Raw genomic sequence first — 14,973 nt, 5'->3', positions numbered from 1 at the left:
CGAACGGGTGGATTTGATGCAACCCTAGTTCAGCACCACCGTCACCGCACGCCGGTTCTGCGCCCAGCTCTCTTCATCCGACCCCAGCGCGAGCGGGCGTTCCTTGCCGTAGCTGATCGTCGTGATCCGGCTCGGCGATACGCCGCGCGCGACGAGATAATTCTTCGCCGAATTCGCGCGCCGATCGCCCAGCGCGAGGTTGTATTCCCGCGTCCCGCGCTCGTCGGCATGGCCCTCCAGCGTCACGCGCACGTTGGGATATTGCGAAAGCCACGTCACCTGGCTGTCCAGGATGCCGCGCGCGGTTGCGTCGATGTCGATCATGTCGAGCCCGAAGTTGATCGTGTCGCTCGTCACCGAGCGCTTGAAATCCTCCGACGAACCCGGCGTAACCGCGCCGCTGTTCATCCCGCCCGAGCCGTCGGTCATCCCCGAAGGCGCGTCGCCCGGCGCCGGCGGCAGCACTTCGGGCCGCTTCTTGGAACAGGCCGCAGTGGTCACGAGCGCCGCCGCGAGCAGCATGGTGGTGGTCAGTCTGGCCATTTTGTTCTCCATGTTTCGCACCCCGTTGTCGCCCCCGATAACAGATCTACGGCCGCAACGGACCCCATGACGGATCGGAGCCGTCGAGCGGGGTCGGCACGCGCCGTTCGTTGACGCCGGTCAGGTCGACCGACCACAGATCGGCCTTGCCGCTGCGGCCCTGCGCCTGACGATAGAACATCAGCACGCGGCCGTTCGGCGACCATGACGGGCCTTCGTCCTGCCAGCTGTTGGTCAGGATCTTTTCGCCCCCGCCGCTCGCGTTCATCACGCCGATGCGGAAGCCGCCGGACAATCGCGTGAACGCGATCAGGTCACCGCGCGGGCTCCATGCCGGCGTCGCATAGCGCCCGCCGCCGAAGCTGATGCGCTGCTGGTTCGATCCGTCGGCGTTCATCACGTACAATTGCTGTCCGCCCGATCGGTCGCTCTCGAACACGATCCGGCTGCCGTCGGGCGAATAGCTGCCGCCAGTGTCGATGCCGGGCGAGTTGGTCAGCTTCTGCGGCGTGCCGCCCTGCGCCGAGACGCGATACAGGTCGGTATTGCCACCCGTCGCCATCGAAAACAGGATCCAGCGTCCATCGGGCGAGAAGCGCGGCGCGAAGGTGGTGGCGACATTCTGCACCACCATGCGCTGCCGCCCCGACCCGATCTCGTAGACATAGATCGCCGGTACGCGGCCGACATAGCTCATGTAGACGATCGACTGCTGGTTGGGCGAGAAGCGCGGCGTCAGCACGATCGACTGGCCATTGGTCAGGAAGCGATGATTGGCGCCGTCCTGGTCCATGATCGACAGCCGCTTGATGCGCTTGCCCTTGGGTCCGGTCTCCGAGACATAGACGACGCGGCTGTCGAAATACGGCCCCTCGCCGGTCAGCCGCGCATAGACCATGTCGGCGCACTTGTGCGCCGCGCGCCGCCAGTCCGATGGCGGAACCACGAAGCCCTGCCGCATCAGCTCGTTCTGCGCCGACACGTCATACAGATAGCAGCCGACCGTCAGCGTGCCGTCACCATTGGCACGGATATATCCCTGCACCAGCGCCTGCGCCCCCGTGCCACCCCAGTAATCGAACGCCGGCGCCTGCACCTCGGGAAACATCACGGTGCGTAGCTGCGCCGGCTGCAAGGGTGTGAACAGCCCGGAGTTGCGCAGATCGTTGGTCACGATCTCCGCCAGTTGCCGCCCCAATTCGTCGGTCGACCCAGCCGGCGTCTGCGCGATGGAGGCTGCTGGCATATAAGGGATCGCAATTGGCATCGGCGCGGAAATGCCGCCCGTCACGTCTACCTCAAGCGGCCCGCCGGCGGTCTGTGCGGGCGCGCCAGCCTGCGCCGGCACGTCGAGCGGCGTGGGCGGCATGTCCTGCGCAACGGCCGGTGCGGCCAGCATCAGGGTCGCAAGCAGAACAAAGCGCTTCATCGTCTGTCTCTTTTCTTGTGACGAGGAGGGTGATGCAAACGTCACCGCAGCTTCCATTTGAAATTGATGTTGTTCCACCCGCCATTGGGCGTGTCGTAATATTCAGCTGGCAGCTTCAACGGTGAACAGCCCTTGAACGCGGCGATGCCTAGATCGCGCACGCGCTGCGCATAGCGCTCGTTTTCGTCGGTCAGGCCCGTCTGCCGCACCATCGTCGGCGTCGCCGCGAGCGTGCCGTTCTCGTTGAGCTTCAGGTTCAGCGTCGTCACGATCTGGTTCGCCCCCGGCCCCGGATCGACCTGCCGGTCGGCGCACGGCTGGATCTGCCGCGCGATCGCCTGCACGATAGAGGCGAGCGCACTCGCGTCGATCTTTGCCGCGCGTGGCGTCTGGCTGCGGCTGGTCGAGGGTTCGCTGGTCAGCCCCTTGAGAAAGTCGTTCCCCAGCCGCCCGCCACGCGGTTTCGCCGCTGTTGACTGGCTGTCCGATCCCGAGCCGCGCGCCTTGGCGGCCGCTGCGGCCTTCGCCTTCGCATCGGCCGCAGCCTTCGCCCGAGCATCGGAAGCCGCCTGTGCCTTCGCAGCGGCTGTCGCCTTGGCCTTGGCAGCGACGGCGCGCTTGGCCGCACTTTCCGCCGCCGCGGCCTTTTGTGCTGCAGCGCGTTCCTCGGCTGGATTGGGTCTCGGCTTGGGTGCGGGCTTGGGCTTCTCGACCGGCTTGGGCGCCGGCTGCGGCTTGGGCGGGGCGGGTTTCGGCTTGGGTTCGGCCTTCGGCGCAGCCTTGGGGGCCGGTTCGGGCGGCGCCGCCTTTGGCGCAGGTGCCGGCGGCGCGGGTGCGGGCTGAGGCGACGGTTCGGCCGGAGCCGGCGGCGCCGCATCGTCGGGCTCGCCCGTCTCGGGTGCGATCGACTGCGCCGGCTCTTCCACCGCTTGCGGTGCGGTCGCCTCAAGCCCGACGTCCTTGACCAGGCTCACGTCGATCGGCTGCTGCTTCAGTTTCTCCGGATTGGGCGTCGCGAGAAAGCCGACCGACAGCAGCCCGAACAGGATCAGATGTCCCGCTCCAGCAACGCCCAGCCCAATGCGTTCCGCCCGCTCCATTCGGGTCACTCGTCCCCGATCGTCACCAGCGCCACGCGGTTCAGCCCGGCGCGATTGAGCTCGCCCATCACCTTCATCACCTGGCCATAGCCGAGCACGCGATCGGCGCGCAGATACACTTGCGGCGGCTCGCCCTCACCCGCCGCGGCAGCGATCGCGTCGAGCCGCGCGGGCAGCTCGTCGGGCGCCACTTCTTCCTTGGCGACGAAGATCTTGCCGTCGGCATCGAGCGAGATTTCGGTCGGCTGCTTGTCCTGATCGAGCGGCTTGGCGCGACTGTCAGGCAGGTTCACCGGCACCCCTGCGGTTAGAAGCGGCGCGGTGACCATGAAGATGATCAGCAGCACCAGCATCACGTCGACCAGCGGCGTCACGTTGATGTCCGCCATCGGCGCGCGCCGCGCGCCGGAGCGCTGCGACGGGAGTTGCATCGCCACTAGCGCATCCTCCCCAAGCTAGCTTGGGGAGGGGGACCGCCGGCCGCAGGCCGGTGGTGGAGGGGAAACGCCACAAGCGCTCCGCTCGTATCATTCCCCCTCCACCACGCGCTGCGCGCGCGGTTCCCCTCCCCATCGAAGATGGGGAGGATGTGGAGCTCAGCCCTCACTTCTCGCGATCCAGCTGCCGCGACAGCGTCGCATGAAACCCATCCGCAAACCGGTTCAGCCGCGCCTCGATCCGGTTGATCCCATGACTGAAGCGATTGTACGCGATCACCGCCGGAATTGCCGCAAACAACCCGATCGCGGTTGCGAACAGCGCCTCGGCAATACCCGGCGCCACCACCGCAAGGCTGGTGTTCTGCGCGCTAGCGATGCTCGTGAAGCTGCGCATGATCCCCCACACCGTCCCGAACAGCCCCACGAACGGCGCCACCGAGCCGACCGTCGCCAGAATGTTCAGCCGGTCGGACAATTTGTCGATTTCCTCCGCCACTGCGGCGCCCATCGTCGTCGCCAGCCGCTCGCGCGTTCCCGCACGGTCGATCCCCACGCCCTGCGTCGATCGCCGCCACTCGGCCACACCAGCCGCGAACACCCGCGCGCTTGGCAGATCCTCGTCGGCGCGCGTCTTGTAGAAGGCGTCGACGTCCTCCGCCTTCCAGAAATCGCGCTCGAACGCCTCGGTCGCCTTCCGCGTCCGGCCCAGCTTGCGCCAGAACATGAAGATGATCGCCCAGGTCCAGATGCTCGCCGCGAGCAGCCCGAACATCACGCCCTTCACCACCCAATCGGCTTCCCAGAACAGGGCGAGCGGAGACAAGGTAGCGGCGTCGGTACTCATGAACGGATTCAAGGCCTGTCTGCCCCTTTGTCGACAAGTGCGGAAAAACGGTCGATCCAGTCACGCGGTTGCCGCCGTGGCCGCCCCGACGGCGCGACCAGCGCGGCGACAACGTCCGCTTCCGCCAGCACAAGCGCGTCGCGCATGACTCTCTGATGAATGGTGACGCTCGCCGCGCGCACCGCGGTCACCCGCGTCGCGACGATCAGCGCGTCGTCGAGCCGTGCCGGCGCGACATAACGGATCGCAAGGCTCGCGACCGCATAGGCGCCCTCGCCGGCCTCATGCGCCGCGCGCTGGTCAACGCCGGCGAGCCGCAGCATGTCCGATCGCCCGCGCTCCATGAAGCGCAGGTAATTGGCATGATAGACCACGCCCGAAAGATCGGTGTCCTTGAAATACACGCGCACCGGCAGCCGGTGCTCGACCCCGTCGAAGCGCCCCTCGATGGGCAAGTCGGCACGGCCGGTCTCCATGAAGCGCTGTTAACCGAACCGATTGCGCCGCGTAACCCCGAGAAGCGCACGGTCCGCACGGTACAAACCCCCGTCATGCCGGCCTCGTGCCGGCATCCACGGTGCCGCGCCTCCACCGTCCGCAGGAAGTGCGGCACCGTGGATGCCGGGACAGGCCCGGCATGACGAATGAAAGGGTCAGTCCTGCAACACGGACAGATCGAGCTCCAGCTTCGGCACGACCTTCGTCGTGGCCGGCGCCATCGCCTGCGCAACAGCTCGCGTTCCGACCGCCGGTAGCGGCGCGGCGGGAACCACTGCCGCTGGCGCACGAGCAACCACCGGAGCCGCACGCGCCATCACCGGGGCCGGCGCACGCGCCGCCACCGGCGCAACCATCGGCGCCATCCCCGCCGACGCCACCGCGATCACTGGACGCGGCGCCAGCATCTCGGCGAACGGCGCATCCAGCGTCGGCAGCACCGCCGCGGCATAGGCCTGGAATTCACCCGGCGCGAGCGTCTCGGTCTCGGCCAGCGTCGCCGCTGCCGCAGTGCAGAAGGCATCGCGCGCCTGCGCCTGTGAGAAGAAATTGTAGAGCCGCGTCATCGCGTCGTCGTAGCGATCCTGCCAGTCGCCCCCGCCCGCCTTGAACTCGGCTGACAGCGTCGCCTGCGCCCCCGCCAGCGTCGCCTTGTGGGCCGTCAGCATCGCATTGTAGCGCTGGATGATCGCCCCCTCCTGCGCACCGCGACACGCGAGTGCCGCCACGTTGAGCGCCGCACGTACGTGCCACACCGTCGCGGCGTTGCTGAGGCTGCGGTTGATCGGCGAGATCGGCGGCGCGACATACACCGGCACGACCGGCGCGGGCGGCGGCGGCGCGACCGCCACTTGCTTGGGCTTGGACGCACAGGCCGTCATGGCGACCAGCGCAACAACGGCAAAGACTTGCGATACGCGTGACATGGCGGCTCCGTTTTCCCCCGGCTCCCGATCACGCAGCTGTGCGCCCAGCAGGGTTAACCCGAAGTAAACCGTGCGACGAGCTGTTCAGGCCCGCCGCCCTCACTGCCCGCCCCACGCAGCGCGCGCCGCTCCTGCACCGTCAGCTGCGGCGGTAGCGGCGCGATCGTTCCCCTGGCCTCGACCCGCGCCTCGAGCGCCGCCCGCAGATCGTCGACGAGGTTCAGCGCAGCCTTGTCGGGATTCAAGGCAGCAGTGGCGATATACTCTTCGAGATCGCGATGCGCCGCAGCGAGATAAGCGAGCGGCGACACATGCCGGATGTCCGCGACGCCAAGTTCGAACAGAAACGTCGCCAGCGTCTGGAAGGCCAGCACGGATACCCCACGGTTCGGCGCCGGCCCGCCGGTCGGATGGAGAACGATCGAACCGAGATAGGGATTACGCAAGAAGCCGTCGAACTGCCGCGCTCGTGACTTCAGCACCGGGAGAAACGGCGTGCGCGCCTGGTCGCGGCGGTTCAGCAGGATCGCGTGGCCCAGCACCCCGCGACCGAACAGCTCGACCCCGTGGCAGGCCGATCCTTCCGCGAAGATCAGCACCTTCGCATGCGCGTAATGCGCGAATTGCTCGGCCAGCGGCAGCGATTGGGCATGCAGGTTATGGAAGCCCGACGCGGCGAGCGCCTCCTCCAGCACCTGCTCGCCAAGGATCCCCGATCGATAGCCGAGCCCCGAACGCGATACATAGACTTTCTCGGGATAGCGGCGGGCATCGGGATCGATCCGCAAGGGGCAGTGATCGCGTAGCTGATCGAGATACCATTCCTTGGGCCCCGCGCCGAGGTCGGAACCCGCCTCGACGATCAGCAGCTCCTCGACGATTGCGTCGGTGCCGATGACGGTGCAGTTCGACGCATCGATGCCGAACAGCGCGAGGATAGTGCGGCAGACACTGGGCAACCCCGTAAAGTCGGAAGCATTGCCGCGAGGCGCGACGATCAGCCAGCGCGGATTGGGCTCGATCTGGCGGGTCGGCACGATACGGTGGATCGTCTCGGCCATGACATGCCCGAAATGCCCGAAGGACACGCCAAGATAAGCATAGGCACCGTTCAGCCTGACCGGATCGACGAGGCCAGGCGTGAAGATATCGACCGGAACGCGCCGCCGCGTGTGCCGCAACAGCCGCGCGCCGGGACGGTCGCCCAACACTGGCCCGCCCAGTATCTGCCCCGGCGGACGCGCGGTCGCCTGAACGCGCGCGTTACGGATTCGCCGCGAATACGGCCCTTTGCCCAGCATTTGGTCCCCCGCGCACTCACCATTATATCGGCGGTTGCGCTGGTATAGGCGCGGTAATACGCGTTGCGAAAGGCCGGCGCGTACACGCGGCGGGGCGCACCATCCGCCGGCGGCTACGGGATGAAGCCGCAGTTCAGCAGCGTCACCCCGCCCGCGCCTCCAGCGCCGTCGCGGCCTCCGCCATCAGCGTCGCGATAATGTCGGCGATCGGCTCTTCCTTCGTCACCATCCCCACCGACTGCCCGGCCATCACGCTGCCATGTTCGACATCGCCGTCGATCACCGCGCGGCGCAGCGCACCCGCCCAATAATGTTCGATCGCAAGCTGCGCCTCGGCCATCGCCACAGCGCCCTCATCGAGCGACAGCGCCACTTCGCGCTGCTTGGCGGTGAACAGCTCGCCGCCGGCATTCTTCAGCGCGCGCACCGGGATCACCGGCAGCCGCGGATCGAGCTGCACGCTCGCCACCGCATCGCGCGCTGACGCGCGGATGAACGCCTGCTTAAACTTGGGATGCGCGATCGACTCGGTCGCGCATACGAAGCGCGTGCCGAGCTGCACCCCCGCCGCGCCCATGTCGAGATGGCCCGCGATGGCCTCGCCGCGCCCGATACCGCCGGCGATGAACACCGGCACTTGGGTAGCGATTACCGGCAGGATCTCCTGCGCCAGCACGCTGGTCGAGACCGGCCCGATATGCCCGCCCGCTTCCGATCCCTCGATCACCAGCGCATCGACGCCCGATCGGATCAGCTTCTTCGCCAGCGCCAGCGTCGGCGCAAAGCAGATCACCTTGGCGCCAGAAGCCTTGATCGCCTCGAGCGACCCCTTCGGCGGCAGCCCGCCAGCGAGCACGACATGCCCGACGCCGTGCTTCGCGCACACCTCGATCAACGCCATCAGATCGGGATGCATTGTGATCAAATTCACGCCGAACGGCTTGTCCGTCAGCGCCTTCGTCGCGGTGATCTCGGCGTCGAGCAGCGCCACCGTCATCGCCCCGCAGGCGATCACGCCGAAGCCGCCCGCGTTGGACATCGCCGCGACGAGGTTGCGCTCGCTCACCCAGCTCATCGCCCCGGCCATGATCGCGACCTCGCTGCCTAGGAACGCCGCGCCGCGTTCCATGCGGCGGGCAAGGCGGGCAGAGCCGGTTGTGGAGGAACTCGGGCGCTCGATCAGGGTATCGGTCATGCTCGCGCGCTACACCGGCGCGGCGGCGGAGACAATTATGCGGCAACGATCGACCGAGCTGACCATCGCCACGCCCGGCCAGGGCCTGCACGAATTCACCCGCGAGGTCGTCGCGTGGGTCGCGGCCAGCGGCATCACCGAGGGCTTGCTGACGCTCTTCCTGCGCCACACCTCCGCCTCGCTGCTGATCCAAGAAAACGCCGCCCCCGCCGCCCGCCGCGACATGGAACGCTATTTCGCCGCGATCGCCCCCGAGTCCCGCACTTACGAACATGACGACGAAGGCCCCGACGACATGCCCGCGCACCTGCGCGCCGCACTCACCGCGACCAGCCTCTCGATCCCGGTTGCGCAAGGTCGCCCGGTGCTCGGCACCTGGCAGGGCATCTACCTCTTCGAACACCGCCGCGCGCCGCACCGCCGGCAGGTCGCACTTCATCTGATCGGGGAGTAACGCCCTGCCATCGCCCCCACCCGTCATCCCGGCCTTGAGCCGGGATCCCGCTGCCTAGCCCTACAGCGAGAAGAAGAAGCTGGACCCCGGCTCAAGGCCGGGGTGACGGACGTGGCTGTCCTACAAAGCCCATCCCATGCCAAAACTCCGCCCAGCAACGGAGGGCCACCACGAATGTTGAGACAACCCCGCCAGAGCCTCAACTTCCTCAACATTCGCGCCAACGGCCAACGCAGAATCAAAGACTTGCCGCCCTCAGGCCGCCTCCTCCGCATCCAGCCCATAGGCCGTATGCAGCACGCGCACCGCCAGTTCGGTCTCGTCCTCGTGGATCAGCACGCTCACCTTGATCTCGCTCGTCGAGATGGCGAGGATATTGATCCCGCGCGCACCCAGGGTGGAGAACATCGTGCTGGCGACGCCCGCATGGCTGCGCATCCCCACACCAACAACCGAGATCTTCGCCACGCGCGTATCATGCACCAGCTCGCCGAAGCCGATCGCGCCACGCGCCTGGTTCAGCGCCTCGATCGACCGCGCCAGGTCAGCCGCCGGCACGGTGAACGTCACATCGGTCGACGCCGATCCGTGCGCGATATTCTGGATGATCATGTCGACGTTGATGTTCGCCGCGGCCAGCGGCTCGAAGATCGCCGACACCGAACCCGGCTTGTCGGGCACGGCGGTCAGCGTGATCTTCGCCTCATTCTTGTCGTGCGCGATCCCGGTGATCAGCTGGCGTTCCACGTCTGTAACCTCCTCTTCGCCGACGATCATCGTGCCGGGCAATGTATCCGCCATCGGTGCGTCCTCGCCGGTGAACGACGACAGCACCTGAACGCGCACCTGTTCCTTCATCGCGAGCCCAACCGAGCGTGTCTGCAGCACTTTGGCGCCCACGCTGGCGAGCTCGAGCATCTCCTCGTACGTCACCTTGGCGAGCTTGCGCGCGCGCGGCACAATGCGCGGGTCGGTCGTATAGACGCCGTCGACATCGGTGTAGATGTCGCACCGGTCCGCCTTGATCGCCGCCGCCACCGCCACCGCCGACGTATCCGATCCACCACGCCCCAGCGTTGTCACCCGTCCGGCATGCACGCCCTGGAACCCCGGGATGACCGCTACTTCGCCCGCGCCCATGCTGGCGAGCAGCGCCTCGGTGCCGACCGTCCCGATCCGTGCGGTCGCGAAGGCGTCGGACGTGTCGATCGGCAATTGCCAGCCGAGCCACGACCGCGCCGGAACGCTGATCGCCTGCAGCGCGATCGCCAGCAGCCCGCTGGTGATCTGTTCGCCCGCCGAGACGACCACGTCATATTCGCACGGATCGTACAGCGCACTCGCTTCGCGGCAGAAACCGACCAGCCGGTCGGTCTCCCCGGCCATCGCCGAAACGACCACCGCGACTTGGTTTCCCGCCGCGACCTCGCGCTTCACCCGGCCCGCGACCGCGCGAATGCGCTCGATCCCCGCCATCGAGGTACCGCCGAATTTCATCACGATGCGGGCCACTAGTGCAGGCTTTCCGGTGCTTGGGAGAAACAGGCGCGCCTGATAGGAGGGGGTCATGTCTGACGCAACCGTAACAACCGATACCGCCCACCCCAGCATCGTTGCCCGCGAGGCGGCGCATTTCGGCACCATGGCCAAGGACTGGTGGGATCCCTGCGGATCGTCGGCAATGCTCCACCGGCTCAATCCGGTGCGGCTGCGCTACATCCGCGAACAGACCGACCGGCACTGGGGTGTCGATCCAGCGAGCTTCACCCCGCTGGCCGGCAAACGCGCGCTCGACGTCGGCTGCGGCGCTGGCCTCCTCGCCGAACCGCTGAAGCGGCTCGGCGCGAGCGTCACCGCGATCGACGCCGCCGCCGAAAACATCGCCGTCGCCCGCGACCATGCGGCTGCCGGCGGCCTCGTGATCGATTATCGGGCCGGCGGGATCGAAGCGGTCGCCGGCGAAACATTCGATCTCGTCACCTGCCTCGAAGTGATCGAGCACGTCGCCAACCCCGTCGCGTTCGTCACTGGCCTGGCCGGTGCGCTCGCCGATGGCGGCCTGCTGATCCTTTCCACCCCGAACCGCACTCCGGTTTCGCGGCTGGCGATGATCACGCTCGCCGAAGGCACCGGCCGCATCCCGCGCGGCACGCACGATTGGAACCGCTTCATCACCCCCGACGAACTCGCAACGATGCTGACGAACGCCGGCCTCACGGTGCGCGACACGCGCGGGATCACCTTCTCGCCTACCACTGGCTTTGCGCTGTCGTCATCGCTGGCGCTGAACCATCTGGTCACCGCAACGCGCGCCTAACTTCCCTCGTCGGCGGACTTGCCACCCACCCGGAACCGCGCTTCATACCGCACAATTGTTCCGGAGACCTCGATGCGCATCCTCCCCTTGCTCCTCGCCTGCACCACCCTCGCCGCCCCCGCGCTCGCCCAGCAACAGCCCAACGCCACCCCCGTCGACGGCCCCACCCGCACCTTCACCGGCAGCGATCTGTTCGGCCTCTCGATCGCTGCCGATCCGCAGATCAGCCCCGACGGCCGCACCATCGTCTACGTCCGTCGCACTGGCGACGTGATGAGTGATCGAATGCAATCCTCGCTCTGGCTGATCGACGTCGCTACGGGCCGCCAGTCTCCCTTCGCCATCAGCGGCGGCAGCCCGCGCTGGTCCCCCGACGGCAGCCGCATCGCCTATGTCGCCAGCGACGGCGATCGATCGCAACTGTTCGTCCGCTGGATTGCCACCGGCGCCAGCTCACGCGTCACAAGCCTGCCCGGCGATCCCAACAGCCTCGCCTGGTCGCCCGACGGCAAGCGCCTCGCCTATATCGCCACCGTCGCCGGCGAGCCGACCGCGCTCGGCAAGGCGCCCGCCAAGCCCGAGGGCGCAAAATGGGCCGAGCCGCTCGAGGTGATCGACCGCGTCACCTATCGCAACGACGGCCCCGGCTATCGCAAGCCCGGCTACGATCACTTGTTCGTCGTCGCAGCGGACGGCGGCGCCGCGCAGCAATTGACCTTCGGCAGGTTCGACGACGGCGGCCCGCTGTCGTGGAGCCAGGACGGCCGCACAATCCTCTTCTCGGCGATCCGCGGCGCCGACGCCGAACGCCAGGTAATGAACTCCGAAGTCATCGCGGTCGACGCCAATAGCGGCGCGATGCGCACGCTCACCAGCCGCGACGGCCCCGACGGCGCGCCGCGCTTCTCCGCCGACGGCAGCAAGGTCGCGTGGATCGGCTTCGACGATAAACGCCGCAGCTATGAAAACGCGCAGCTCTATGTCGGCGGCCCCGACGCTGCTGCCCCTCGCTCGCTCACGGCCACGCTCGATCGCTCGGTAGAGGATGCGCAATGGGCCGCGGATGGCCGCGCGCTCTACGCAAGCTACGACGACCAGGGCACGCGCAAGATCGCCCGCATCGGCCTCGACGGCCGGATGACGACGATCGCCGACAATGTCACTGGTGGCGGGCTCGATCGCCCGTACGCCGGCGGCGACTTCTCGGTCTCGCGCGGCGGCACCGTCGCCTACACCGGAGGTGACGCCAGCGCCCCGGCGGACGTGTGGGTAACGAGCGGCGGCACGCCGCGTCGCCTCACCAACCTCAACGAAGTGCTGACCGCCTCCAAGGCGCTCGCCCCGGTGCGCAAGATTGCCGTCACCGCCCCCGATGGCCGCCCGATCGACGCGTGGATCGCCACCCCGCCGGGGATGCAGCCGGGCACCCGCGTACCGCTGATCCTCGAAATCCACGGTGGTCCCAACGCCGCCTATGGCCCCACCTTCGCCACCGACGTGCAGCTATACGCCGCCGCCGGCTATGCCGTTCTGTGGACGAACCCGCGCGGCTCGACATCGTATGGTGCCGAGTTCGCCAACCTCATCGACAAGAATTATCCCAGCGCCGACTATGACGACCTGATCGCAGCGGTCGACGCCGCGATCGCCGACGGCACGGCCGATCCGAACAATCTGTTCGTCACCGGCGGCTCGGGCGGCGGCGTGCTGACCGCGTGGATCGTCGGCAAGACCAGCCGCTTCAAGGCCGCCGCGACGCAAAAGCCGGTGATCAACTGGATCAGCGAGGCGCTGACGATGGACAATACGCTGTTCACGTCGCGCTACTGGTTCAGCAAGCTGCCGTGGGAAGATCCGATGAGCTATTGGAACCGCTCGCCGCTCAGCCTCGTCGGCAACGTCAAGACGCCGACGCTCGTGGTGGTCGGCAGCGAGGATTATCGCACCCCCGTCAGCGAGAGCGAACAATATTATGCCGCGCTCCAGATCGCCGGCGTCCCCACCGCGCTCGTCAAGGTGCCCGGCGCCAGCCACGGCGGCTTCACCAGCCGCCCCTCGCAATCCGCCGCCAAGGCCAGCGCGATCCTTGCCTGGTTCGATCGATATCGCGGGAAGCCAGCCTCGCCAGCCGGTAACTAATCGTTATAGGTCGGGATCGAAACGGACCGACCATTTACGCAATGTTGGTATCCGCGCCTCTACAGGCTTTGGCATGCGCGGGTACGACACGGGATGGTTCTGGGCGTTGGTGGCTGCCATTGTTGCGCTCTGCGCGGTCGTGACCCCAGCCACGGCGCAGACCGGACTGGTTGGCCAGCCGGTTTCCGTTTGCGTCGCGCGCGTCCAGCCGGGTGACACGCCCGCCGCGATGCTGCGCGCCACAGACCGGTTCGATTGCGCGATGCGCCAGACCGATCACGGCCCCGGCGATTACTGGGTCCGCTCCGCCCCGCTCGCCGCGTCCGGCACAACCTTGCTGCGGACCGCCAGCCTCTGGCAGCACCGCGCAAGTCTCTGGACCGTCTATGCCGACGGCCATGTCGCGCGGCGCAGCTACGATGGGCGCGCGCTAGCCAACACGATCCAACTTGGCGCGATCGCTGAGATGCCGCTCGAGTCCCGCGCCGCGCCGGTCACGCGCCTGCTGTGGCGGATCGACGGCGCCGCAAACCTGCGCGGGATCGTCGTCGCCCCGCGGCTCGCGACCCCGGAACAAAGCACGCGCGCGAATCTCATCCTCGCTGGCCTATACGGCGCGTTCGGCGGGCTGTGCGTCGCGTTGTTCGTCTATAACCTCGCGCTTTGGGCCGCGCAGCGGCACCGCTTCCAGCTCGCCTATTGCGCCATGCTGATCGCGCTTGGCACCTATGCCTTTTCGTCGTCCGGCGCACTGGCCTGGGTGTGGCCGATGCTGCCAAACAACGATCGGTTGCGGATCAACTATCTCACGCTTGCCGCCTCGGCGGTTAGCGCCCTCGTATTTGCACGCACCTTCTTCGAGGCGCGCGTGTTCCACGGCTGGCTGACCCATCTCATCAGCATCGTCGCCACGCTTGTGATGGGAAGTGCGATCTTCCTCGTTCTCGCGGCGGGCTGGCAGATCGTGCTGCTCGATCGGCTTTACGCCGGCAGCTTCCTTCTCGTTGCACTCGTCAGCGGGCCGATCCTCTGGCAGGCATGGCGGCGGCGTAGCGACTTCCTGTGGCTCTTCGCAGGAGCGTGGGCGCTGCCGATCCTCGTCGCCGTGATGCGCGTGGCAGGCAACTTCAACTATCTCGCGTGGAGCTTCCTGCTCGACAATTCGACGCTCGTCGCAATGACGGTGGAGGCGCTGCTGTCGAGCCTGGCGATCGCCTACCGCACACGACTGATCGCGCGCGAGCGGGATGTGGCGCTGGAGCAGGGCAGCGCCGCGCAACAACTCGCCGATCGTGACCCGTTGACCGGCCTTCTCAACCGTCGCGCTTTCCTGCGCGATGCCATCGGGCGTGCGGGGGATCAGCAATTGCTGATCGTCGATCTCGATCACTTCAAGGCGGTGAACGAAACGCTCGGGCATGACGGCGGAGATGAAGTGCTCCGCCGCGTCGCACGCGTGCTGCGGCGTTGCGGGACGAGCGGCGCGCTGCTTGCGCGGATCGGCGGCGAGGAATTCGCGCTGCTCGCCCACACCACAAATCCGATCGCGATCGATCAGGTGCTCGATCTGATCCGTGCCGAGCGTATGCCGTTCGACCTTCGCGTCACTGCCTCGCTCGGCGCTGCCACCGGGCTGCTGGCCACTGAGCGAGATTGGGAGCGACTATACCACGACGCCGATCAGGCGCTGTTCGCCGCGAAGGCCGCGGGGCGCGATCGGGCGCGAACCACCGACGATGCCGTACTGGCTGCCTGATTGCGGCGGACCTCGAAAAGCGCTAGGCGCC

14 protein-coding genes are annotated in these 14,973 nt (G+C 67.4%); 4 read left to right on the top strand and 10 right to left on the bottom strand.

What is annotated here, in order from left to right:
• Positions 1 to 24 precede the first annotated feature (24 nt).
• From pal to LLW23_RS13260, 9 genes are all read right to left on the bottom strand, one after another.
• Positions 25 to 543, bottom strand: coding sequence for a peptidoglycan-associated lipoprotein Pal (gene pal / locus LLW23_RS13300; protein WP_228945987.1), 519 nt, complete (start codon positions 541 to 543; stop codon positions 25 to 27).
• A 46-nt stretch (positions 544 to 589) separates the two neighbouring features.
• A complete protein-coding gene (tolB, locus tag LLW23_RS13295) occupies positions 590 to 1,912 on the bottom strand; it encodes a Tol-Pal system beta propeller repeat protein TolB (RefSeq protein WP_408642049.1) in 1,323 nt (440 codons plus the stop codon).
• Positions 1,913 to 2,013: 101 nt separating this feature from the next.
• A complete protein-coding gene (locus tag LLW23_RS13290) occupies positions 2,014 to 3,072 on the bottom strand; it encodes a cell envelope biogenesis protein TolA (RefSeq protein WP_228945985.1) in 1,059 nt (352 codons plus the stop codon).
• A 5-nt stretch (positions 3,073 to 3,077) separates the two neighbouring features.
• Positions 3,078 to 3,509 (bottom strand): protein TolR, encoded by a 432-nt coding sequence (gene tolR, locus LLW23_RS13285; RefSeq protein ID WP_228945984.1) that lies wholly within the window; start codon positions 3,507 to 3,509, stop codon positions 3,078 to 3,080.
• A 166-nt stretch (positions 3,510 to 3,675) separates the two neighbouring features.
• The gene (gene tolQ, locus LLW23_RS13280; RefSeq protein ID WP_228945983.1) at positions 3,676 to 4,356 is read right to left on the bottom strand and encodes a protein TolQ; all 681 of its coding nucleotides are present in this window, start codon (positions 4,354 to 4,356) and stop codon (positions 3,676 to 3,678) included.
• A gap of 8 nt (positions 4,357 to 4,364) precedes the next feature.
• Complete coding sequence (gene ybgC, locus LLW23_RS13275) at positions 4,365 to 4,832, bottom strand: tol-pal system-associated acyl-CoA thioesterase (protein WP_270049237.1); 468 nt, start codon at positions 4,830 to 4,832, stop codon at positions 4,365 to 4,367.
• 177 nt (positions 4,833 to 5,009) lie between these two features.
• On the bottom strand, positions 5,010 to 5,780 hold the full coding sequence (locus LLW23_RS13270) for a hypothetical protein (protein ID WP_228945982.1): 771 nt from the start codon (positions 5,778 to 5,780) through the stop codon (positions 5,010 to 5,012).
• Positions 5,781 to 5,833: 53 nt separating this feature from the next.
• Positions 5,834 to 7,081 carry a glycosyltransferase 61 family protein gene (locus LLW23_RS13265; RefSeq protein WP_228945981.1) on the bottom strand — a complete coding sequence of 416 codons (1,248 nt, stop codon included), beginning with the start codon at positions 7,079 to 7,081 and terminating at the stop codon, positions 5,834 to 5,836.
• A gap of 142 nt (positions 7,082 to 7,223) precedes the next feature.
• The gene (locus LLW23_RS13260) at positions 7,224 to 8,276 is read right to left on the bottom strand and encodes an NAD(P)H-dependent flavin oxidoreductase (RefSeq protein ID WP_228945980.1); all 1,053 of its coding nucleotides are present in this window, start codon (positions 8,274 to 8,276) and stop codon (positions 7,224 to 7,226) included.
• Positions 8,277 to 8,313: 37 nt separating this feature from the next.
• Here LLW23_RS13260 and LLW23_RS13255 point away from each other — a divergent pair, with 37 nt between their 5' ends.
• A complete protein-coding gene (locus tag LLW23_RS13255; RefSeq protein ID WP_228948585.1) occupies positions 8,314 to 8,730 on the top strand; it encodes a secondary thiamine-phosphate synthase enzyme YjbQ in 417 nt (138 codons plus the stop codon).
• Between the two features lie 255 nt (positions 8,731 to 8,985).
• Here LLW23_RS13255 and LLW23_RS13250 read toward each other — a convergent pair whose 3' ends face one another.
• The gene (locus LLW23_RS13250) at positions 8,986 to 10,242 is read right to left on the bottom strand and encodes an aspartate kinase (RefSeq protein WP_228948584.1); all 1,257 of its coding nucleotides are present in this window, start codon (positions 10,240 to 10,242) and stop codon (positions 8,986 to 8,988) included.
• A 55-nt stretch (positions 10,243 to 10,297) separates the two neighbouring features.
• Here LLW23_RS13250 and ubiG point away from each other — a divergent pair, with 55 nt between their 5' ends.
• The 3 genes from ubiG to LLW23_RS13235 all read left to right on the top strand — a co-directional run bounded on the left by ubiG (position 10,298) and on the right by LLW23_RS13235 (position 14,942).
• Complete coding sequence (ubiG, locus tag LLW23_RS13245) at positions 10,298 to 11,047, top strand: bifunctional 2-polyprenyl-6-hydroxyphenol methylase/3-demethylubiquinol 3-O-methyltransferase UbiG (protein WP_228945979.1); 750 nt, start codon at positions 10,298 to 10,300, stop codon at positions 11,045 to 11,047.
• 72 nt (positions 11,048 to 11,119) lie between these two features.
• Positions 11,120 to 13,186: an alpha/beta hydrolase family protein gene (locus tag LLW23_RS13240; protein WP_228945978.1), complete on the top strand. Its 2,067-nt coding sequence runs from the start codon at positions 11,120 to 11,122 to the stop codon at positions 13,184 to 13,186.
• Positions 13,187 to 13,259: 73 nt separating this feature from the next.
• Positions 13,260 to 14,942 (top strand): GGDEF domain-containing protein, encoded by a 1,683-nt coding sequence (locus tag LLW23_RS13235; protein ID WP_228945977.1) that lies wholly within the window; start codon positions 13,260 to 13,262, stop codon positions 14,940 to 14,942.
• Positions 14,943 to 14,973: the final 31 nt, after the last annotated feature.

It is taken from the genome of Sphingomonas radiodurans, assembly GCF_020866845.1.
GTDB classification, from domain to species: Bacteria; Pseudomonadota; Alphaproteobacteria; order Sphingomonadales; family Sphingomonadaceae; genus Sphingomonas; species Sphingomonas radiodurans.
Note: the sequence above shows the minus strand (reverse complement) of the source record. Positions and strands in the feature narration are given on the sequence as shown.

Coding starts and splice junctions, on each gene's coding strand:
- pal (WP_228945987.1), bottom strand. CDS start 543: ATGGCCAGACTGACCACCACCATGCTGCTCGCGGCGGCGCTCGTGACC.
- tolB (WP_408642049.1), bottom strand. CDS start 1,912: ATGCCGCCCACGCCGCTCGACGTGCCGGCGCAGGCTGGCGCGCCCGCA.
- LLW23_RS13290 (WP_228945985.1), bottom strand. CDS start 3,072: ATGGAGCGGGCGGAACGCATTGGGCTGGGCGTTGCTGGAGCGGGACAT.
- tolQ (WP_228945983.1), bottom strand. CDS start 4,356: ATGAGTACCGACGCCGCTACCTTGTCTCCGCTCGCCCTGTTCTGGGAA.
- ybgC (WP_270049237.1), bottom strand. CDS start 4,832: ATGGAGACCGGCCGTGCCGACTTGCCCATCGAGGGGCGCTTCGACGGG.
- LLW23_RS13270 (WP_228945982.1), bottom strand. CDS start 5,780: ATGTCACGCGTATCGCAAGTCTTTGCCGTTGTTGCGCTGGTCGCCATG.
- LLW23_RS13265 (WP_228945981.1), bottom strand. CDS start 7,081: ATGCTGGGCAAAGGGCCGTATTCGCGGCGAATCCGTAACGCGCGCGTT.
- LLW23_RS13260 (WP_228945980.1), bottom strand. CDS start 8,276: ATGACCGATACCCTGATCGAGCGCCCGAGTTCCTCCACAACCGGCTCT.
- LLW23_RS13255 (WP_228948585.1), top strand. CDS start 8,314: ATGCGGCAACGATCGACCGAGCTGACCATCGCCACGCCCGGCCAGGGC.
- ubiG (WP_228945979.1), top strand. CDS start 10,298: ATGTCTGACGCAACCGTAACAACCGATACCGCCCACCCCAGCATCGTT.
- LLW23_RS13240 (WP_228945978.1), top strand. CDS start 11,120: ATGCGCATCCTCCCCTTGCTCCTCGCCTGCACCACCCTCGCCGCCCCC.
- LLW23_RS13235 (WP_228945977.1), top strand. CDS start 13,260: ATGCGCGGGTACGACACGGGATGGTTCTGGGCGTTGGTGGCTGCCATT.